Annotated in this window: 17 protein-coding genes; 2 read left to right on the forward strand and 15 right to left on the reverse strand. The window is 29.1% G+C overall.

The features are described 5' to 3' along the window. Positions 1 to 67: 67 nt before the first annotated feature. From hcp to JW646_RS07805, 6 genes are all read right to left on the reverse strand, one after another. Positions 68 to 1,708 (reverse strand): hydroxylamine reductase, encoded by a 1,641-nt coding sequence (gene hcp / locus JW646_RS07780; protein WP_228417192.1) that lies wholly within the window; start codon positions 1,706 to 1,708, stop codon positions 68 to 70. 126 nt (positions 1,709 to 1,834) lie between these two features. Further along, positions 1,835 to 2,242 (reverse strand): hypothetical protein, encoded by a 408-nt coding sequence (locus JW646_RS07785; protein WP_074919615.1) that lies wholly within the window; start codon positions 2,240 to 2,242, stop codon positions 1,835 to 1,837. Positions 2,243 to 2,386: 144 nt separating this feature from the next. Further along, positions 2,387 to 3,490, reverse strand: coding sequence for an RICIN domain-containing protein (locus JW646_RS07790; protein WP_228417193.1), 1,104 nt, complete (start codon positions 3,488 to 3,490; stop codon positions 2,387 to 2,389). Between the two features lie 150 nt (positions 3,491 to 3,640). Further along, positions 3,641 to 4,591 (reverse strand): phosphoglycerate dehydrogenase, encoded by a 951-nt coding sequence (locus tag JW646_RS07795; RefSeq protein WP_228417381.1) that lies wholly within the window; start codon positions 4,589 to 4,591, stop codon positions 3,641 to 3,643. Between the two features lie 214 nt (positions 4,592 to 4,805). Next, positions 4,806 to 5,225, reverse strand: a complete 420-nt coding sequence (locus JW646_RS07800; RefSeq protein WP_228417195.1) for a DUF3783 domain-containing protein — start codon at positions 5,223 to 5,225, stop codon at positions 4,806 to 4,808. Between the two features lie 13 nt (positions 5,226 to 5,238). Beyond that, positions 5,239 to 6,294 carry a lysylphosphatidylglycerol synthase transmembrane domain-containing protein gene (locus JW646_RS07805; protein WP_148557028.1) on the reverse strand — a complete coding sequence of 352 codons (1,056 nt, stop codon included), beginning with the start codon at positions 6,292 to 6,294 and terminating at the stop codon, positions 5,239 to 5,241. Positions 6,295 to 6,541: 247 nt separating this feature from the next. Between JW646_RS07805 and JW646_RS07810 the strand changes: the two genes are divergently transcribed. Beyond that, positions 6,542 to 7,321 (forward strand): methyltransferase domain-containing protein, encoded by a 780-nt coding sequence (locus JW646_RS07810; protein ID WP_074919620.1) that lies wholly within the window; start codon positions 6,542 to 6,544, stop codon positions 7,319 to 7,321. 59 nt (positions 7,322 to 7,380) lie between these two features. Here JW646_RS07810 and JW646_RS07815 read toward each other — a convergent pair whose 3' ends face one another. From JW646_RS07815 to JW646_RS07825, 3 genes are all read right to left on the reverse strand, one after another. Then, complete coding sequence (locus tag JW646_RS07815) at positions 7,381 to 8,022, reverse strand: HAD family hydrolase (RefSeq protein WP_228417198.1); 642 nt, start codon at positions 8,020 to 8,022, stop codon at positions 7,381 to 7,383. A gap of 194 nt (positions 8,023 to 8,216) precedes the next feature. Further along, the gene (locus JW646_RS07820) at positions 8,217 to 10,751 is read right to left on the reverse strand and encodes an FAD-dependent oxidoreductase (protein ID WP_228417200.1); all 2,535 of its coding nucleotides are present in this window, start codon (positions 10,749 to 10,751) and stop codon (positions 8,217 to 8,219) included. 217 nt (positions 10,752 to 10,968) lie between these two features. Then, positions 10,969 to 11,163, reverse strand: coding sequence for a double zinc ribbon domain-containing protein (locus JW646_RS07825; RefSeq protein WP_074919623.1), 195 nt, complete (start codon positions 11,161 to 11,163; stop codon positions 10,969 to 10,971). 257 nt (positions 11,164 to 11,420) lie between these two features. On the opposite strand from JW646_RS07825, the gene JW646_RS07830 reads away from it, so the two are divergent. Continuing rightward, on the forward strand, positions 11,421 to 12,389 hold the full coding sequence (locus JW646_RS07830) for an ornithine cyclodeaminase family protein (RefSeq protein WP_228417201.1): 969 nt from the start codon (positions 11,421 to 11,423) through the stop codon (positions 12,387 to 12,389). A 49-nt stretch (positions 12,390 to 12,438) separates the two neighbouring features. On the opposite strand, the gene rlmD is transcribed toward JW646_RS07830, so the two are convergent. The 6 genes from rlmD to JW646_RS07860 all read right to left on the reverse strand — a co-directional run bounded on the left by rlmD (position 12,439) and on the right by JW646_RS07860 (position 23,157). Next, the gene (gene rlmD, locus JW646_RS07835) at positions 12,439 to 13,800 is read right to left on the reverse strand and encodes a 23S rRNA (uracil(1939)-C(5))-methyltransferase RlmD (RefSeq protein WP_228417203.1); all 1,362 of its coding nucleotides are present in this window, start codon (positions 13,798 to 13,800) and stop codon (positions 12,439 to 12,441) included. A gap of 75 nt (positions 13,801 to 13,875) precedes the next feature. Then, positions 13,876 to 14,568, reverse strand: coding sequence for a hypothetical protein (locus JW646_RS07840; protein WP_074919626.1), 693 nt, complete (start codon positions 14,566 to 14,568; stop codon positions 13,876 to 13,878). Between the two features lie 291 nt (positions 14,569 to 14,859). After that, positions 14,860 to 16,425 (reverse strand): sodium-dependent transporter, encoded by a 1,566-nt coding sequence (locus JW646_RS07845; RefSeq protein ID WP_148557022.1) that lies wholly within the window; start codon positions 16,423 to 16,425, stop codon positions 14,860 to 14,862. Positions 16,426 to 16,725: 300 nt separating this feature from the next. Further along, positions 16,726 to 18,486 carry a pyruvate kinase gene (pyk, locus tag JW646_RS07850; protein ID WP_074919628.1) on the reverse strand — a complete coding sequence of 587 codons (1,761 nt, stop codon included), beginning with the start codon at positions 18,484 to 18,486 and terminating at the stop codon, positions 16,726 to 16,728. 23 nt (positions 18,487 to 18,509) lie between these two features. Further along, positions 18,510 to 19,469, reverse strand: a complete 960-nt coding sequence (gene pfkA, locus JW646_RS07855; RefSeq protein WP_228417205.1) for a 6-phosphofructokinase — start codon at positions 19,467 to 19,469, stop codon at positions 18,510 to 18,512. Positions 19,470 to 19,626: 157 nt separating this feature from the next. Further along, the gene (locus JW646_RS07860; RefSeq protein WP_228417207.1) at positions 19,627 to 23,157 is read right to left on the reverse strand and encodes a DNA polymerase III subunit alpha; all 3,531 of its coding nucleotides are present in this window, start codon (positions 23,155 to 23,157) and stop codon (positions 19,627 to 19,629) included. Positions 23,158 to 23,221 lie beyond the last annotated feature (64 nt).

Here is a 23,221-nt window from a genome sequence, read left to right on the forward strand (position 1 = left end):
ATAAACCTCATTATTTAAACTAAAAAATATCCTATAGAATTAATTCTATAGGATATTTTTTATATTATTATTGTTCCATGAACATTTTTATATCGTCTTCAACGTTAGTTATTCCGCCTATTCCAAAGTTTTCAACTAAAACTTTAGCTACATTTGGTGATAAGAAAGCTGGAAGTGTTGGTCCTAGGTGTATATTTTTTACTCCTAAGTATAGTAATGATAACAATACTATTACAGCTTTTTGCTCATACCAAGCTATGTTGAAAGCTATTGGTAATTCATTTATATCTTGTAATTCAAATACTTCTTTTAATTTTAAGGCTATTAAAGCTAATGAGTAAGAGTCGTTACATTGACCAGCATCTAAAACTCTTGGTATTCCATTTATGTCTCCAAGATTTAATTTGTTGTATTTGTATTTTGCACAACCTGCAGTTAATATTACTGTGTCTTTTGGTAAAGCTGCTGCGAAATCAGTGTAATAGTTTCTTGATTTAGCTCTTCCGTCACATCCTGCCATTACGAAGAATTTCTTTATTGCTCCTGATTTAACTGCATCTACTACAGCATCAGCTAAAGCAAATACTTGATTATGAGCAAATCCACCTACTATTTCTCCTCTTTCTATTTCTGTTGGTGGTTCACAAGTTTTTGCAAGTTCTATTATTTGAGAGAAATCTTTATTGTCTTCGCTTTCTCCTTTTATATGTTTAACTCCTACAAATCCTGCTGCACCAGTAGTGAATATTCTATCTTTGTAGCTATCTTTTGGTGGTACTATACAGTTTGTAGTCATTAGTATTGGTCCATTGAAAGATTCAAACTCTTCTTTTTGCTTCCACCAAGCATTTCCGTAGTTTCCTGCAAAGTGAGAATATTTTTTGAATGCTGGATAGTAGTGAGCTGGCAACATTTCAGAGTGAGTATAAACATCTATACCAGAACCCTCTGTTTGCTTTAATAGTAACTCTAAGTCTTTTAAATCATGTCCAGATACAAGTATACCTGGATTATTTCTTACACCTATATTAACTTTAGTTATTTCTGGGTGTCCGTAAGTTCCAGTATTTGCGCTATCAAGTAAAGCCATTCCATCTACCCCTACCTTACCTGTTTCTAAAGTTAAAGCAACTAAATCATCAGCACTTAAAGTATTATCTAAAGTTTTAGCTAATGTTGCTTGCATAAATGCATTTATAGACTCATCATCATACCCTAAAGCATTTGCATGTTTCATATATGCAGATAAACCTTTTATTCCGTAAATTATTAACTCCCTTAAACTTCTTACATCTTCATTTTCTGTTGCTAATACACCAACCGTTGGAGCTTTTGCATCCATTTCTTCTTTAGTAGAAGCAGTCCATAAAGCAACTTCACTTAAGTTCTCTATATTATCTAATTTTGCTAATAATTCTTCCTTCGTATCTAAAGTAGCTTTTACTCTATCGTAGAATATTGCATCATCAAAGTTTGCATTAGTTATAGTAGTGAATAAGTTTATAGTTATTAAGTGATTCACTTGTCCATTTACTTCTTTTCCTTCTGATCTTAATCTAGTAGTTACTTCTGATAATCCTTTTGTTGTATATATTAATAAGTCTTGAATTTTTGCTAAATCTGGTGATTTACCACATACTCCAAACTTAGTACATCCTGTACATCCTGCTGTTTCTTGACATTGAAAACAAAACATTTTATTATCCATTGTTATACCTCCAAATTTTTAATGTTTATCTTATATACACATTATATATACAACAATAAAAAGAATCTGTAACATATGTTACAGATTCCTTGTTTTTTTAATATATTTTCTTTATAACTTCAATTGCTATTCCAAACTCTCTAAAACAGCACAAAATTCTCTAAATTCCTCTATATTCTTTATATCTTTTAAATTTCTAATATCAATCATACTGTTACTCGGTTTATGTTTTAAAAACTCCATATCATATATTTCACATTTACAAAAACCTTTTAAAAACACATACTTATATGGTTCATATTTATCAAAATTATTCTCAAAGTATTTTATCTTCGCATAACACAATCTATTAATATAAAACAATAGTGCTAATGCAGATTCCTTTTGGGCAAATTTATGCGAAAAATACTTAACAGAATGATATTTATCATGCTTAAATTCCCATCTCATATCTTCAGAACAAGTAAGAGAATATTTTTCTATCAGTTTTATTTTATCTACACTTAGTTGTCTCTTTAATATTTCATCATTCATGTCCCCACCCCTAAAAATATTAGTATTAAGTAAATTATAATCTATTGATAATACAAATACTATTAAGGCTAACTACCTTTGCCATTGAACTTTTAGATGATAAATAATCATAAATAGAAATTTTGAATATATGCTTTTTAAACTCTATTTTACGAAATGTATTGCTCCTGTTGGTCCACCATAATGATATGAAAAATAATTAGTAAATTCAGAAACGGTTTTAACTATTACACTACCTTCCGACATACCACAATATCTATAGTTATCTGAGTAATATACTTTTCCATCTATTATTCCATGTATAAATAAAACATGACCTGCTCCGCCAGATCCAGTATTTTTTCCATCTACATAGCTATTTGGAAAAGATACAACTATATTGTATAAATTTTGGTTTTTATTAGCACCTACTATTTTGCTTAAACAAGACTTTCCTGAGTATTTCTTCTGTGTATATCCTGTCTTAGTCACTGCATTAGGTTTTAATTTAGAATACCATTGGTTCCCATTCCAATATGTATCTGGAGTTTGATATACTCCTAAAACTTTTAACTGACTGTACACATAAAGTGAACATTGCTTTTTAAAGTTACTTCTTCCTGTGTTTTCGCTGCATTTTTTATATGTTTTAGTAATTTGTGACTTTATTTCCCAAACATCTTTTTCTTTCCTCGTATTATTTGAACCTTCTGTTGTATTAGATGAAGTTTTTTTAGATTCCAATTTCCATATTTGTTTTTTATTTCCTTTTTTATATGCTTGCATATTAACATTTGATCCATTTTTATTATTTGTACATGTTAGTGCATACTTAGTATTATTTGCTGACCTAAGTACGTACCCACCTGAAACCTTCTCAAGTACCCACCTTTGAGTAGAGTGACCTTTACCGCTTTTTTCATATAACATAACATTGGCATTTGCTTTTACTTTATTACCTTTTACATTAACTAATTTCCCCCTAGAGGTACAATTTGGAGTTAAAGCATAGGATGAATTAATTTTATATATTTTATATGTTTGACTTTTTGTACCATTACCTTCATAAATATTAATATTTGTACCATTTACTGTCTTACCATCAGATACATTTAAGTATTTTCCACTATATACATTTTTTAAATTATAGTTTCCCTCTCTAATATTAACACTTTCCATTGCATCTGCTACAGCTGTCATTCCCAAATTTCCTACTAAAATACATACCACTATTAAACTACATAATATTCTTCTAAAATACCTTTTCATATATTACCCCACATTTTTTTAATATTTTCCGAATTATTTGTAACTTTTTGCTATCATAATAGTAGTATAATTACCAAATAGTGTCAATAATGTGATTGTCCAACGTAAAACATAATTAAAAAAAGCATCTATATAGATGCTTTCTTCTTATTAATACCCTTTTTCTATTTCTACTTTATTCTCTAATTCTTTATTTAAAATAAATTTTTTCAAATTATTATAAAATAAATTAAAGCTTCTTAGTGAGTTTTGTTGTGATACCCAAGAGTTATGAGGAGTTATAATTATATTATCTAAATCCCACAGTTTGCTATTTTCACATAAAGGCTCTTCTTGAAAAACATCAAGAGCTATTCCTCTTAGTTTATGAGCATATTCTATCAGGTCATCTTCATCTACAATTTTTCCTCTTCCTACATTAATAAATGATGACCCTTCTTTCATAAGGCTAAACTTTGATTTATTAATAAGTTTATATGTCTGCTTTGTCGATGGAATAGTACTTACTACTATATCACAGTGTTTAAATACCTCATCCATCTCTTGTGTTGAAAAACATTCATCAAAATACTTTATACTTCTTCCATCTGTATTACATCCCCATATTTCTACTCCAAAAGCTTTTAGTCGTTTAGCACTTTCCAATGCAATTGTTCCTGTTCCTAAAAAGCCTATTCTTCTTCCATAAATTTCAGAAACGCTATAATCGGATATCCACTGTCTTTTATACTGTTTGTTATAAAATTCTTTGGTATTTTTATATATTTGCAAAATCATTGATACAATCCATTCTGCAATAGGAATGCTATATCCGCCTTTGTTATTACATAAAATTATATCTCTATTCATGACTTTATCTATAGGTACTTGATCAAATCCTGTACTACCTAGCTGTATATACTTTAAATTTTTCATTTTTGACACATCTAATTTTTCAAAGGAATTATAAGTTACTAATACATCTATAGATTCTAACTCTTCATCTGTAATTTTATCAAAAGTAGATTTTGAACCTTCACTATTAAAAACAACGTCATATCCTAAGTCCCTAATTCTATTAAAATCATCATCATTAAATTTGAGTGTAAATAATGCTTTAATAACAACTCATCTCCCTTCAACTGAACTAAAAAATTTCTACATACTTATTATATATTCTACATATTTTTAAAAAATACCTTTGTTATAAAATAAAAAATCCTTCAAAAGTATTTTGAAGGATTAATCTATATGAACAAATAAATACAAATCGTAATTTATATTTATTTGTTACTATTATTTTGTCCATTTTAACAATGATTATGTCATTTCTATTTTAGTGATTTAAAGTTTGCCCTGACTTTAATGCCTGTCTTTCCTGGATTAAATTGTAAACTAATTTGTTTAAAGTCCAGTCTATAGTTGTATTTGTTACTACAGCACTTAAAGGTCTTGCTATTTTCATTTTCTTTAAACTGTCTAAAAACCCATTAATTTTTAATTGAGTAATATTATTAAAAATTACAGCTTTATTTGTCCAAACTTCTTCGTTATCATCATATACTGAATCATTTAATATATCTTTTATAACAGTTTTTCCATTTTTACTATCTACAAAAATGCAGTCTTTAATTCCTACCAGTCTTCCTATGTTTTTTATCACACTGCATTCTTTTTTATTAAAATTAACTATAATTATGCAACTTCTATCATGAATATTGCCTATTGAACTTTGGTTTAATTTCTCAAACGACATTTTGCCTCCTATTTTACATAGTTTTTAAACTAATTTTACCAGATTCCATTTTTTTATCCATTTTATAATGTGAATATATGGTGAAAATTCCACATAGTATTAGTATTAAATAATACATAAACCCACCATATACAAATACAGCATATCCTAACAATGTTTGAGGGAATACTCTCTTAAAAATAGTAAAGAACGCTAATTCATTGGCCCCAATATTTCCTGGAGTTGGTATTGGTGATATAGCCATATACAAATATACTTGAAGAGTCATTAGATAAATAAAACTATGACCACTTAGATTGAATGCTCTATATATCCAATAGGCAACACTAAAGTAGAATGATATTTGAATTATTGTTAAAGTTACAGTAGTAATAAGTAATTTCTTATTTTTCATAAAAAACTTAATTGACTCTGTGTATTCCTCTATAAATGAATCTATATTATCTTCTTTAGATTGTAAAAATTTAAAGAATTTAAATTTTAATAAATATCTTACTACTTTATGACATATTTCTTTTATCTTTGGTGTATTTATAATTGCTAAAAATCCAATTATAAATGTAAATAAATTTGCTGCTAATCCAAACATAACAAAAGGCATTACTGTTTTCAAATCATACTTTAATTCACCAGCATTCATAAAAATAAATATAGTACAGTAAATTGTAATTACTACTTGATAAAGTATAGTTTTATTAGTTATTATTCCTGTTGCTTTACTTAGTGGAACTTTATATTTATTTAGTACATATATTTGAACAGGTTGACTACCAGATGCAAAAGGTGTTACTAAATTATAATAAAACCCCATTATGGCTAGCTTAAAACCTACAAAGGAACTCTTCAATTTATGTTGTTCATTAATTATCATTTGCAATATTATTCCTTCAAGAATAATATAAATTAAAATCGCTACTCCCCCTATTAATAAATACTCCTTATTTACCATAGTAATAACGCTAGACAACATACTTATGTCTAAACTTTTTAAAACTAGATATATAGTTCCAACCATTAGACATAGTAGAAATACATATCTTAGGAAAGTTTTCTTTTTTTTATTATCCATAGTTATCTCCTAGTTTTTATTTTCTTATATTATAAGTATACAACAAAATTATAAATTAATAATATTAAGATTTTATTACATTATTGTCATGCAGAATATAGTTTCATCTCAATATATCTACATTATTATTTTTTTCTTTTTATGAAAATTGAATTCATCCATTTTTTTCTTGCATTTCTATTAATAACATGCTATTTTCTAATTATAAGAATTATTACAATAATTCCATTAAAAAGGGGGACTTTAAATGTTAGATTGGAATCCAGATCTTTATTTAAAATTTGAAAAAGAGAGAACATTACCTGCTAAAGATTTAATATCAAGAATAGAGGTAATAAATCCAAAAAAAATACTCGATGTTGGATGCGGTTCTGGTAATAGCACTCACCAGCTAAAGAAAAGATGGCCTAATTCAGAAATAATAGGCATTGATAATTCAAAAGCTATGATTGAAAAAGCTAGAAGCTTATATGATGATACTAAATTTATTTTACAAGATGTAACAGATGATTTATCTGCTCTAGGTAAATTTGATATCATATTTTCTAATGCCGCTATTCAACGAATTCCCGATCATGAAAATTTAATAAAATCTTTGTATAATTCTCTTGAAGATAAAGGTGTACTTTCTATACAATTGCCCTTAGTTGACGAAGTTAAAGCCCAACAAGCATTGTATGAATTAGAGCATGTAAAAAAATACAAGCAATATTTAGATAATAAAAATTTAAGATTTAATACTAAATCTAAAGAGTATTACTATGATATTCTTTCTTCATTATTTAATCCAGAAAGCATCTACATTTGGTCTACTACATACACTCATGCCATGAATAGCTTAGACGATATCTTAAAATGGTATGAAAGCACAACTTTAGTCCCTTATTTAGATGCATTCCCAGATGAAGAAATAATTTCAAATTTTAAAAACAACTTCTATATTAAACTTAAAAATGTATATTTCCCAAGACCTAATGGTTCTGTTTTATTTAATTATGAAAGATTATTTCTAGTTGCTGCAAAATAGATAAAAAATAAGGTATATGTTAACATATACCTTATTTTTTGTCTTTAAAACAAAATTTACTACATTATATCCTTAAAATTGTATATGAATTTATCGCTTATTTCTTTTATATCTTCAATCTCTGAATCTGCATATTTATCATATACACCTACGGTTTTGAAATAAGCCTTTTTAAGAGTATTTATTCCTACTAAAACATCCTCAAAACCAACACAATCTTGTGGATTAAGGTCTAATCTTTCTGCAGTTAATAAATATATATCTGGATAATTTTTGTCTCGTTTTACATCTTCTAAAGAAACCAGTACATCAAAATATTCATATATATGATTATTCTTTAGTACAGATTCATAAAGTATTTTTGGAGATGACGTTGATAGTCCCATTCTAATATTATTTTCTTTCAATTTCTCCAAATATTCTTTTACATTTGGCTTTAGAGTAATATTATTTGAATACTCATATATAGCCATTTCATTCCATTCTTTTATAAGATCCTCTTCTCTTTCTTTTAAATTAAATCTTTCTATAGTATACTGTGCTACTTTCTCAAAACTCATTGAATTTATTTTTTCTATATAGTCAGATGGCATATCTATATTTCTTTTTTTAAAAAATTCTTTATCTATTTTCTCCCATACTCCCATAGAGTCAATTAAAGTTCCATCCAAATCAAATATAGCTCCCTTAAAATCAAACATACCTCTCCTCTTATTCTTTAAATACTATTTGTTTTATTCTATAAATTATTCTTACTTTCAAAATTAAATAGAACATATTTATATTATATACATATTATAGTTATTACCTGACCTTCTTTTATACTTTATTTAAAGTTTCATTATAAAAACCTCTAAGTATTTATAACTTAGAGGTTTTCTCTTTACATATAATTTTATTTAAAAATTTTATTGAATAGTCTATTTTCTTCTACTGCCATAGTTAAATCAACTAATTTACTTGTATCACCTATTAGTGTAACTCCACTTAAGCGATTATTTACAAAATAGTATTTTTCATAAGTTTGTTTTTGTTCATCTGCAAATTCTACTGTTTTGTATTTTTTATTTGGATCTTTTCCATTGTCTCCTATTGCAAATAAAGAAGTATCCATTCCATTAAAAGTAAGTCCTGCACTAACTGTTTCATATGTTAAAGAATCTCCAGATGCATTTGCTCCTGCAACTTTTCCCATTTCTACAGCTTGTGGCCATATAGCATAATTTATATTTTCAAATTCTGCACAATCTCCACATGCATATATATCCGATTTATTAGTTTCCATTTTTTCATTTACTATTACTGCCTTATTTACATTTATTCCACAAGTTGATGCCAAAGATGTGTTCGCTCTAACTCCACAAGATACTACTACTAAGTCTGCTGGTATTATGTTTCCATCACCAAGTTTTACTCCTGTAACACTTTCTTTACCTTCAATACTATCAATTTTAACGTTTAATTTTAAATCTATTCCTGTACCTTTAATTATATTAGCTAAAAATCCACCTGATTTTTCATCTAATTGACGAGGCATTAGGCCAGGTGCAAGCTCTAATACAGTTACATTACATTTTGCTTTACAAAGTTCCCAAGCTGCTTCTAATCCCAGTACTCCTCCACCAATTACAACTGCATTTTTAACATTTGGAAGAGCTTCATTTATTTTATCAGTATCAGAAATTCTTCTAATTGCTATTACTCCTTCTTTCTCATGTCCAGAAATTGGTGGTATAAATGATTCTGCACCCATTGCATAAATACATTTATCATATTTAAGTTTAATATCACCATCTAAAGTTACTACTTTTCCTTCTGTATTTATATCTATTACGTTTTTATCTAATATATTAGTTATATTATTTTCCTTATACCATTCTTCATTGTAAATAGCAAGTTGATCAGCATCAAATTTAGCAATCATACTCTTAGTAAGCATTGGTCTGTTGTAGCTCAATACATTTTCATTTGATATCATAACTATATTACAAGTGTTGTTTCTTTCCCTTATAGCTTTTGCAGCATTTATTCCTGCAGCACCATTACCAAGGATTAAAAATATCTCCTTTGTATCTTTCTTAAAGTTGATTTCTTCCACATTAACTGGTATAAAGTTCTCTCTTCCCACACCACATACTGGGCATATATCCAGACTCGCATCAAATATTTCTCCACAAACTACACATTTAACAAGTGGTGTTTCTGTAGATTTATTTTTAGCTTTTTTATTTTCTTTATTTAATAATATACATCCAAAGTTAAATCCATATTCATAAGCATCTTTCAAATCTTTTTTGCCTGGTTTAAACTTAACTCTAAATCCATCTATCACTTTCATTTTAAGTTGTTTTAATCTTTCTAGAATATGAGGTACTCCTTCTCCACTCCAGCCATAACTACCAAAAGCACTGGCAAGTTTTCCTCCATGAGTTCCTGCAAATATTGAAGTTGTTAAATCCCAAATAGGTTTTAGTGCTTCTCCAACAATTGTTGGTGTTCCAAATAATAGTCCATCTGCAAAGCTTATTTCTTCTAACACCTTAGATGCATCACTTTCAACCAAGTCATAAATTCTAACATCTATATCTCCACTATCTTTTATACCTTTTTCTATTTCATGGGCCAATTCTTTTGTATATCCGTAGGCACTAACATAAGGTATTATTACTGTTTTTCTTGTATTAGGATTTATAACTGTACACCATTTTTTATAAGTTTCTTTTATTTCATCAATTCTACAATCTATTACAGGCCCATGCCCTGTACAAATCATATTTACTTTTAAATCTTTTATTTTATCTAATGCTTTTAACATATGTGGTTTAAATGGACCTATTATATTATCAAAGTAATATTTTGCAGCTCTCATATATCCTTCATTATCAGTTACTTTACTTAATACTACATCATCCAAACAATAGTGAGCACCAAATGAATCACATGTAATTAAAGTTTCGTCTTCCTCTATATAAGTGTACATAGTATCTGGCCAATGTAAGTGTGGTACCGAAATAAATCTTAGGGTTTTGTCTCCAACTTTTAAGGTATCCTTATCCTTAACAGTCAAACTATAGAAGTCATGATTAACTATATTTTTTAAGAAATTTATCGCTACTGTGCTTCCTACTACTTTTATATTAGGATTTAGGTCTATTAATTTTTCTACACTACCTGCATGATCTGGTTCAGTATGATTAACCACAATATAATCAATTTTACTTATGTTTACTATTTCCTTCAAACTCTCTAAATAAGAGTCAAAAAATTTAGCTTTAGCTGTCTCAAATAATACAACTTTATCATTTGTTTTTAACACATAAGAATTATAAGTAGTACCGAACTCTGTTTCCATAATAATGTCAAAAACTCTTAAATCCTTATCTAACACCCCTGCCCAATAAAAATCTTTTTTTAATTCCTTAAAATCCATAATTGGCCTCCCTTTTTATATATAACTTTTTAAATTTTAGTCCACATTTCACTGTTGTTATTTTTTTATCATATGTATTTTCTATATGTTTACCCTCTTATTGTAGTTCGTAAACTTATTAATAATATTATATACTAAATCCAAGGTAAAAAATAAACTCCTTTCAAAAAAGGAGTTTATTTCTAATTTATCTATGATTAATATATATTGTTATAATTTAAAGTATGTTTTTGCATTCTGTACAAGTTTTGTTTTCTATTGAATTTTTTTCCCCACAAACCTCACAAAATACATGAGTAAAATCATTTAACATACCGCCACAATCCTGGCAAAAATTAACACCGTCATAGTTAATTTCTCCACACTTGTTACAAACTTGAATTTCACTACTATCTTTTTTTATCTCCACCATGCTTATTAGCCTCCCATTTTTTAATCCTCTAATTATCATGCATACTATTCACCATATATTGTAGTACATTTTTATTTACTTAACAATATTGTGTATCATATTTATTAAAAATATTATTATTAGTGTACAATATATCAGTTATATAGTTCTTATCTAATATATTTTTATGTTCTTATTAATATAAATATCAATTTACTTTAGATTTTTTTACATTTATAATAAAATAAGAATACAAATTAAGGGGGAGTGAAAAACATATGTTAATCATCAATGAAAAATACATGGAGCAAAATATAACAATTGAAGATGTATTAGGTTCTATAGAAAAAGCATTATTAATACAAGAGTCTGGCAACTTTATCCAACCAGATCGTATCCACTTAGGTGAAGACGAAAATCCTTTTTTATTAATGCCTTGTTTTAAAGAGGACTATTTTTCTACAAAGTTAATAACTGTTTATCCTAAAAACAGTGAAATAGGCGAAGCTGTAACACAAGGTGTTACTTTATTAAATGACATTAATACAGGTAAACCTTTAGCTTTATTAAACGGTACATACTTAACTGCATTAAGAACAGGGTGTGTCGGTGGTGTATCTGCAAAGTATTTAGCAAAAAGAGATGCTTCATCTATAGCCATAATCGGTTCTGGAGTTCAATCAGTATTTCAAGTGTTAGCTACATGCGCTGTTAGACCAATAAAAGACGTGTACGTATATAGTAGAACAGAGTCAAAAGTAAACTCTTTCATAGAAAAGTTACAACTATTACTTCCTAATGTAAACTTCCACAGAAGTAATTCTAGTAAAGATGCTGTAGAGAAAAGCGACATAATAATATGTGCTACTACATCAGCAAATCCTGTTATTCCTGATGAAGTTGATTTATATAAAGGAAAACATATAATTGGAATAGGATCTTATCAACCACATACTAGAGAATTTTCTAATGCTGCAATTAAAGCAGCTGATCATATTTATACAGATACTTTATTCGCCATAGAAGAAAGTGGTGATCTAGGGATACCTGTTAAAGAGAATTTAATTAAAAAAGAAGATGTTCAAACTTTAGGTAAAGTTCTTCAACTTAATGAATTAAATGATGATTTATTAAATTCTACTACTATTTTCAAATCTGTTGGAATTGGCTTATTTGATTTATGTGCTGCTGAAGCCATATATAAACACGCTCTTGAAAATGAAGGTTCTATAGATATAGATTTATAATACATTACTATATAAAAATAAAAAGTAGAGAAATTAATTTCTCTACTTTTTATTTTTTCTTAACTATAAGGGCTACATTTTCAATATGAACACTATGAGGGAACATATCTACCGGTTGTACCTCTAAACATTTATATCCTCTTTCATCTAAATAATTTAAATCTCTCGCTAAAGTTGATGGACTGCATGAAACATAAACTACTCTATCTGGTTCCATGGATACAATTGTGTCTAATACCTTTTCATCACAACCCTTTCTAGGTGGGTCAACAACAACTACATTAGCACGCTTTCCTTGTTTATACATTTTTGGAACAACCTCTTCAGCTTTTCCCACATAGAATTTCACATTATCTAAATTATTTATCTTTGCATTTATCTTTGCATCTTTTATTGCTTCTTCTACAATTTCTATTCCATATACTTTTTTAGCTTTCTGCGCTAAGAATAATGAAATAGTTCCGATTCCACAGTATATATCAAAAACTGTATCATTTTCTCCTAAATTAGCATATTCTAATGCTTTATTATATAATACTTCTGTTTGTACAGGATTTACTTGGAAGAATGATAATGGTGATATTTCGAATACTAAATCTCCTATATTATCATTAATTTTTCCGTCTCCATAAATTACTCTATTTTCATTTCCTAATATTACATTAGTTTTTTCTCTATTTACGTTAACTACCAAAGTTTTAAATCCCGGTATATTTTCCTTCAACACAGATGCTAATTCATTTAAGTATGGCAATTTTCTTCCGTTGGCAACTAATACTACCATAACTTCTTTAGTAGTAAAACCTACCTTTGTTACTAAATGTCTTAAAACTCCTGTATGAGTTTTTTCATCATATATACTAACTTTATAAGCTCTTATATAAGTTTTAATTATTTTAATTATTTTATCATTTACATCGTGCTGTATAATACATTGATCTGTAGGTATAATATCATGGCTCTTCTTTTTATAAAAACCAATTACAGGCACTCCATCTACTTTTTGAATAGGAAATTGAGCTTTATTTCTATATCTAAAAGGTTCTTCCATTCCTAAAGCATTATGAATTACCACATCATCAAGTTTTCCAATTCTACTTATAACTTGTTTAACTTCATTAGTTTTTACATTAAGCTGTTCTTTGTAATCTAATTCTTGAATTTGACATCCACCACATTCTTTAAGCTCTTTGCTACATTTTCTTTCAACTCTATATGGTGATGGTTCCAGTATCTCAACTATTTCTCCAACGGCATAGTTCTTTTTTGATTTAGTTATCTTAACCTTAATCTTATCTTTTACTAATCCGCCATCTACAAAAACTGTAAATCCTTCGAATTTACCAATTCCAACTCCACCTTGACCTATATCAACTATCTCTACAACGTACATTTTATCTTTTGACAACATAGGTTTTTCCTCCGAACAATTAAATTTAGACTTCAAACATTTATTTTATCAAAAAAATAAGGACTATTAAAGTCCTTATATAAATAAATCTCTATTTTTTAATCCTAGATAAAATTGTGTGCATGCAAGTATAAATAAAATAATTCCTCCAATAGAGCCTACGTACACTAGTTTTTCTGCTAAACCTTGTGATAATCCGCTATTTACAATTTGCCCAACATAATAATTAAAGTTTTGCATTGCTTGGTATCCATATCTCATCCATGTAACTGCTGTCATAATTCCCATAGGTACTATACTCATACTCATATAAAATCCATTAATTGATCTTTGTTTACTACCTTTAACCCCCAATACAATTGGTACTAAAAATAATAACGGTAACATATATCCATAAAATTGAGGTGTTAAAGCTAAAAATAATGCAGCCGTTAAATAAAATGCTAACAAATAATTTTTTAATACATTTGTTTCACCTTTAAAATCTCTTAAAGATGCCTTCAAATATCTTATATATATTGGTAAATCATTTTGAATACCTTGAGTATCTCTACCCATTCTCATATCCTTAATTAATTCTTTACCTTTTCCATTAAGCTGATTATATTGTTTACTAAAATATTCTGGTACTTCTATCTTCTCATATTCAGTTTTTAGCTTTTCTAAATCAGACAAATACTTTTGTGATTTTCTTTCTTTTATGCCCTTGAACTTCTTCGTTTCAGAGATTAATTGGCTAATTGTCATAACTACTAATCCTGTACTCATACAAGCACCCCCCTTTTATATTTATGATACTATATAGACATTATTACTTCTACATTTTTATAATATTATTTATAAGTTCATCTTCATTATTTATATAAAGAACCCTACGTTTTGTAGGGTTCTTTTTATTTTAACTACTTTTTACTATTAAAAATCTATTTCCCTTGGCTTACTATCTTATTTAATGCCATTCCAGCAAAACCTAATATAATAACCCAAGCTATTGACATAAAAGTCCAAGCAAACCCTGTCATTATATTCACCATCCTTTAAAATTAATCTATAATTTTATTAAGCTTCTACTTTATTATTCTCTATTTCAGAAGTATATTTAGACTTAATAGATTTATATGTTTGTATAAATCCAACTATCAATATACATACTACTACAGCTCTAGCAAGATTTACCCAAACAACAAACTGCTCATTACCAGCCATATAAGATGGTATTGCTTTAAAGTTGCCAGCTAATGCATAGTCTTTAGTAAATATAGCTAAGAATACTATTATACATACTGGTGTTAAGAATTGGTGGAATAATCTAAAGAACCATTTTGGTACTTTCCATAAACCACCTTTATTCATTTCTTCTAATGCAGGGTCTCTAACTAGCCAAGCTACAACTATAACTTCTATTAATCCAAGAACGATTAATAAGTAGTTCCCTATCCAGTTATCAACTTCTGTGAAGTAGAACAAGTTAGCAGTTCCTGTCATTATTGATTCTAATGCTATTGGAGTACCAACTATTAAATATGCTACGAATATAATTATAGCGCCTTTCTTTCTTTCTATTCCCATATCTTCTTCTAGTAATGCAACTAGGTAGTTGTACATTGCTATAGCTGAAGTAAATCCAGCAAAGAATAATAAGAAGAACCATACAGCACCAAATATTCTACCACCAGTCATATCAGCAAATACATTTGGCAATGCCATAAATGCAAGTCCTATACTACCTTTTATACCTTCTGGTCCAAGGAAAGCATAAGAAATAGGTATAACAGAAGTACCAGCAAGTATAACTTCGGCAAATTCATTTAATGATATTGTAGCAACTGATGCTGTTACTATATCTTCATCTGCTTGTAAGTAAGATGCATAGTTACAAATAATCCCCATACCTAAAGATAATGTGAAGAATATTTGACCTGTTGCAGTTACTACTGAAGCAGAAGTTAATTTACTCAAATCAGGATTCCATACAAAGTTTAATCCATTCATTGATGACCAATCAGGATTAACTGGAGCACCTAATGTCATAGCTCTTATCACAAGTATAATACCAAATATATATATTGTTGGCATCATTACTTTAGCCCAAGCTTCTATACCTTCAGACACACCTTTCATAACTGCCCATCCAAGTAATGCTAGTGATATTACCCAGAATATCAACATTTTAGGATCAGTTATATAATTTACAAAGAATGTAGGACCATCTACACCTACATAACCACCTGTTAGTGATTGTACTGCGTATCCTAGTGACCAACCTATTATATGAGTATAATAAGAGTTAACTAGTAAAGTAACTCCAAATGCTATAGCTCCTGCAAGAGCTCCAAGTATAATTGCAGTTTTTGGTTTTACAGCTTTTTTAGCTTGTAAATAAATCATTGGACCTACCGTTCCATGTCCATGTGCTCCACCATAACGCCCTATGCTCCACTCTATTAACATTACAGGTATACCTATAACTATTAGTGCGAAGAAATATGGTATCATAAATGCGCCACCACCATTTGTAGCAGCTATATAGGGAAATCTCCAGAAATTCCCTAATCCAACAGCATTTCCTGCCATTGCTAAGATAAGACCTATCTTAGAACCCCATTGTTCTCTGTTTTCTGCCATTTAATACTCCCTCCTTTTTATTTTTAATATGACGGAAAATAAAACCCAAAAGAAATAATCAGACTAAACCCCTTGTTTTGTCAATATATTCATATTTTTGTAAATATTCTGATTATTCAGTTTATAAAAATAACCACTAAGACTTTAGTATTATCTGAGTGGTCATTTTATATAATAGTACCATCATTTACCACAACATGCAATCATTCTCTTCGAATTATTTTTAGTCATATAAATCATGTTTTAATAAAATATTAATGTACTATATTAAAATATATTAATCATTTTCTTATTTTATTCTTATAAAACTCTACTTGAGCCTCTATATACAGCTCCTCTTGTAGTATCAACTGTTATTATTTCTCCATCTTCAACATTTGATAATATATTAGTAGCAGATACAATAACTGGTTTTCCTAAGTTTATTCCAACTATTGCAGCATGAGAAGTCATTCCACCATCTTCTGTTACAATCGCAGCAGCTTTTTCTATATATGGATTCATTTCTTTATCAGTCATACTAGTAACTAATATATCTCCTTCGTTGAAATTCTCACAAGATTCTCCACTTTTTACTATACGTACATTACCTTCAATTGTAGTTCTTCCTATGCCTATACCTTGGCATATTTCTTCACTTACAACATGTACTTTTATTAAATTAGTTGTTCCACTTACTCCAGTTGGAACTCCAGCAGTTATGACAACTAACTCTCCATCGTGGATAAACCCTTCATTTTTACTTGCTTCTATTGAGTTATCTATAAGATCATCTGTATTTCCTGCTTGTTGACAGTTTACTGTATAAACACCCCAACTTAATGATAACTGTCTACTAGTTCTTTCATTTGGAGTAGCAGCTATAATCGGAGTATTTGGTCTAAATTTAGAAACCATTCTAGCTGTATGTCCTGAAGATGTTGATGTAACTATTCCTGAAGCAGTTAAACTTTTAGCTGTCGTGCAAGTAGCATAACTTATTGCATCTGTAACATTTGTATTGTTTAATCCTTTGCTTCTTAAAATATTATCATAATCTAAAGTTTCTTCTATTCTTTTTGCTATTGTAGCCATTGTTTTAACTGCTTCTACTGGATATTTACCTGCAGCAGTTTCTCCAGATAACATTATTGCATCCGTTCCGTCATATATAGCATTGGCAACGTCAGTTACTTCAGCTCTTGTAGGTCTTGGGTTTCTTATCATAGAATCAAGCATTTGAGTAGCTGTTATAACTGGTTTTCCTAATTCATTACATTTTTTGATCATTTCTTTTTGTACTATAGGCATCTCTTCAGTTGGTATTTCAACCCCCAAGTCACCTCTAGCAACCATTAAACCATCAGAAACTTGTAGTATTTCATCTAAATTATCTACACCTTCTTGGTTTTCTATTTTTGATATTATTTGTATATAAGTAGCATCGTTATTTTCTAGAACTTCCCTTATAGCAAGAACATCAGATGCTTTTCTAACAAATGACGCTGCTATAAAATCTATTCCTTGAGTTATACCAAATTCTATATCTGATATATCCTTAGGAGTTAATGCTGGTAAGTTTATTTTTACACCGGGAACGTTTACGCCCTTGTGGTTTTTAACAATACCTGAGTTTTCAACTATACAGTGAATTTCTTCCCCAACAACTTCTTCAACTCTTAATCCAACAAGGCCATCATCTATTAATATTAAGTCACCTTTTACAACGTCATCAGCTAATCCTTTGTAACTAACTGTACAGATTTCTTTTGTCCCCATAACATCTGCCATAGTTATTGTAAATTTGCTTCCTTCTTCAAGGAAAACTTCTGGATCTGCAAAGTTTCCAGTTCTTATTTCTGGACCTTTAGTATCAAGTAATATTGCAACTGGTTTGTTAAGTTTTTCTCTAACTTTTTTTACCGCATCCATTCTTTCCTTATGTTCTTCATGAGAACCGTGAGAAAAGTTAAATCTACAAACATTAAGACCATTTTCCATTAATTTAGTTAATGTTTCTTCACTTTGAGAAGCTGGTCCTAAAGTACAAACTATTTTTGTTTTTTTAGCACTCTTAAGCATTATATTATATCCTCCTAAATGTATTATATAGATAGTATTTGAGCCATTTGATAACTTTGCTTGTCAAAATCTCTTTTCATAGCTAAAGCTTCATGTATTTCCATATCTATTATCTTATCATCTCTTATTCCTACTACCCTAGCAGATTTACCATCTAGAAGTAATTCAACTGCTTTTACTCCTAATCTACTTGCTAATAAACGATCTGAAACTGTTGGACTTCCACCCCTTTGAACATGTCCTAATACTGTTACTCTAAGGTCAACACCAGTTCTTTCAACTATTTCTTTTCCAATATCATTAGCGTTTCCAACACCTTCTGCTAATACTATTATGCTGTGTCTCTTACCTCTTTTTTTAGTAGTTTCTAATCTTAAGCATATATCTTCTATTTTATAATCTATTTCTGGAACTATTATTGTTTCAGCACCACCAGCTAACCCAGAATATAAGGCTAAATCTCCACAATGTCTTCCCATAACTTCAACTATATTAACTCTTTCATGAGAAGAAGAAGTATCTCTTATTTTACTTATAGCATCTACTATAGTGTTTAATGTTGTATCGAAACCTATTGTATAATCTGTATAAGCTAAATCATTATCAATTGTTCCCGGTATACCTATAGCTGGAAAACCTAAATCACTAAGTTTTTGTGCTCCATTGAAAGAACCATCTCCGCCTATTACAACTAAACAATCTATTTCATATTTCTTAAGAATTTTAACTGCTTTTTGTCTACCTTCTTCAGTTTTAAACTCTTCGCATCTTGATGATTTAAGTATTGTTCCACCTCTGTGTATAATGTCTCCAACTGATGATAAATTCATTTCAACTAAGTCAGATTCAATAAGACCCTTATACCCTCTATTAATACCATAAACTTTGCATCCATAGTATATGGCTGATCTAACTACAGCTCTAATAGCTGCATTCATTCCTGGTGCATCCCCACCACTAGTCAATATTCCTATTGTCTTCATAGTACTACCTCCTAATAATCCTAAGTCCTTAGAGTTGTAATTTTTTACTCCCTAGGTATACATGTTTTTATTAATTTTACAAAAACATTTTCACCTGTATATATTGTGTATTATATCACAAATTTCCACCTGTTTTTATATAAAACATCAATTTGTGCTAATTTTTAACCTTAACGTTTTCCATGCCTAATAGTTTTTGTAATTCAAATTGTAATTCAGAGTTTATACTCACTTCCATATCAGTCCACTTAAACATTCTTCGAGGATGTTCTGTACATATGTAAACACCTTCTTTTCCCTTATGTTGAAGCAATATTTTTTCAATAGAACTAATAAGTTGTTGATTTTTTACATTATCTACCTTTATAAAAATACCTGTAGCTTGTGGCTTTTTATTTTTTGTGTATACATTATTTCGATTGTTAATTTTAAAATTATCATGATCACTTATATCTTTAATTTCTCTAGCTATAAGTTTTGCATTTTCTTCCTCTTTTATACTAAGCTTACCTTTTATATAGATAATATTATCCTCATTTAAGATAGTATTATATTGTTTTAAAACTTGAGGAAATACAATAACTTCAATAGTACCATATAAATCTTCTAACTCTAAAAATGCCATAATGTCATTTCTTTTAGTTGTTTGTATCCTCTTGTTAACAATCATTCCACCTAAAATAACTTCTTTTTCATCTAAATTCAAGTATGCTTCCATGTCTTCTTTTAAAGCATTGATTTTCCCATTATCTATAGATGTGTTATTTTTCAATTCTTTTTCATATTCTCCAAGAGGATGACCACTAACATACATTCCCAAAACTTCTTTTTCCAATGCTAGTCTTTCTCTCTCTTCAAATTCATTTACCTTAGGTATTGAACTAACTTCCTGTTCAACTTCTACAATTTCTTCTCCCATTTGAAGACCATCAAATAGAGAAATTTGTCCTTTGACATTTTTCTTTCTATCCATAGATACACTTTCTAATAATTTTTCGTATCCCATCATTAGACTCGCTCTATTATCACTAATATTGTCAAAAGCTCCACATTTAATTAAACTTTCTAATACTCTTTTATTCAAATCTTTTGAATCTAATCTTTTTACTAAATCAGCAAAATCTTTAAAGTCTCCATTTGCTTCTCTTTCTTTTATAATGTTGTTAATTACATTTATTCCAACATTTTTAACAGCTGCTAAACCAAATCTTATATCATGTCCTTCAACGGAGAATTTCCCAAAACTTTTATTAATATCTGGTTTTAATATTTCTATTTCTAAAGCACTACATTCTCTTATATATTCAACAACTTTATCTGTGTTACCCATAACACTAGTAATTAATGCTGCCATAAATTCCACTGGATAATATGCTTTTAAATACGCTGTTTCATAAGATATAACTCCATAAGCCGCTGCATGAGATTTATTGAATGCATATTTTGCAAAATCTATCATATCATCAAATATTTTATTTGCTATATCCTCTGGAACACCATTTCTTATACATCCTTGTATTTCTAAATTCCCATTTTCATCTTCTTTTCCATGTATGAAGTACTTTCTTTCTTCTTCCATTACATCCATTTTCTTCTTACCCATAGCTCTTCTAACTAAATCACTACGACCATAACTATACCCTGCTAAATCCCTAACAACTTGCATAACTTGCTCTTGGTAAACTAAGCAACCATAAGAAACTTCCATTATAGGCCTTAAACTTTCATGTATATATGTTATTTTATCTGGGTTATGCTTATTTTCTATATATGTTGGAATAGAATCCATGGGACCTGGTCTGTATAAAGATATTCCAGCAACAATATCTTCAAAGTTATTTGGCTTAAGCTGTTTCATGAAACTTCTCATACCTGAGCTTTCCAATTGGAACACTCCTAATGTGTTTCCTGAGGAAAGTAACTCATAAACCTTTGGATCATCATAGTCCATTGAAGAAAAATCTATTCTTTTTTTATATTTATTTTCTATTAAATCAAGAGCGTCTCTTATAACTGTAAGAGTTCTAAGCCCCAAAAAGTCCATTTTCAAAAGACCTAATTCCTCTAAAGTAGTCATTGTAAACTGGGTACTCACAGACTCTTGATGCTTATATAATGGTACGTATTCATCTACAGGATTTTTTGATATAACTACCCCCGCTGCATGAGTAGATGCATGTCGTAACATTCCTTCCATCTGTTTTGAAATATCTATTACTTCTTTAGTTTCCCCATCTTGCTCATATAAATTTCTTAGTTCTGGATTAACTTCCAATGCTTTATCAATTGTCATTCCTAAATCAAAAGGAATTTCTTTTGCTATTTTATCAACTTTGTTATAAGGAATATCTAATACTCTACCAACGTCTCTGATAGCTGCTTTTGCTTTCATAGTTCCAAAAGTTATAATCTGAGCAACATGATCATCGCCATATTTTCTCTTAACATAATCTATAACTTCTTCTCTTCTTTCATAGCAAAAATCGATATCTATATCAGGCATAGATACACGTTCTGGATTCAAGAAACGTTCAAATAACAATGAATATTTAATTGGATCTATATCAGTTATTCTCAAAGTATATGCAACTATAGAACCTGCTGCACTACCTCTTCCCGGACCAACCATTATATTATTTTCTTTTGCATAGTTTATGAAGTCCCAAGTGATTAAGAAGTATTCTATATATCCCATTTTTGAAATTACATCAATTTCATAATTTAATCTATCTATTGCTTCCTGTGTAGGATTATTATATCTTTCCTCTAATCCTTTAAAGCATAGCTCTCTTAAGTAACTTTCTGTTGTGTAACCTTCTGGTACATCGTATTTTGGTAAATGATAAGTATTAAAATCAAATTCAACATTACATCTTTGTGCAATTTTAACCGTATTATCTAAAGCCTCTATTGCATAAGGGAAAAGTTGTTCCATCTCTTCTCTTGATTTTAAATAAAATTCATCACTTCCAAACTTCATTCTACTTGGATCATTTAAAGTTTTGCCCATTTGTATACACATAAGTACATCATGGGTTTTTGAATCTTCCTTATTTACGTAATGCAGGTCGTTTGTTGCAACAAGAGGTATTCCCGTTTCTTTTGATAATTTAACTAGCCCTGCATTTACTTCTTTTTGTTCTGGCAAATGATGGTCTTGTATTTCTAAATAAAAATTGTTTTCTCCAAATATTTCTCTATATAATAAAGCAAATCTTTTGGCTTCTTCATAGTTTCTATTTAGAATATTATTTGATACATCTCCTGCTAAACAAGCCGATAATGCTATAATTCCTTCGCTATATTTTCTTAATTCTTCTATATCAACTCTTGGCTTGTAATAAAATCCTTCAACGTAAGATGTTGAAACTAATTTTATTAAATTTTTATATCCTGTCATATTTTCAGCTAATAAAACTAAATGACCGTACTTTTTATCATAGTTTGGGTCTTTATCCCTTAAGCCACGAGATGCTGTGTATACTTCACATCCTATAACTGGCTTTATTCCTGCTTTTTTTGCTTTTTTATAAAAATCTATAGCTCCAAACATACAGCCGTGATCTGTTATGGCGATAGCTTTCATATTTAGCTCTTTTGCTCGTCCTATTAGTTTATCTAGTCTAGAAAATCCATCTAGTAAACTGTACTCCGTATGCACATGAAGATGAATAAAATCTTTATTCATTATCTCACCTCCTAAATTTATAAACTTATTTTATCATATTATCGAATAAAAAAAGAGGCTATAT

Origin of the sequence: Terrisporobacter hibernicus, assembly GCF_020809405.1 — a bacterium.
Taxonomy (GTDB): domain Bacteria; phylum Bacillota; class Clostridia; order Peptostreptococcales; family Peptostreptococcaceae; genus Terrisporobacter; species Terrisporobacter petrolearius.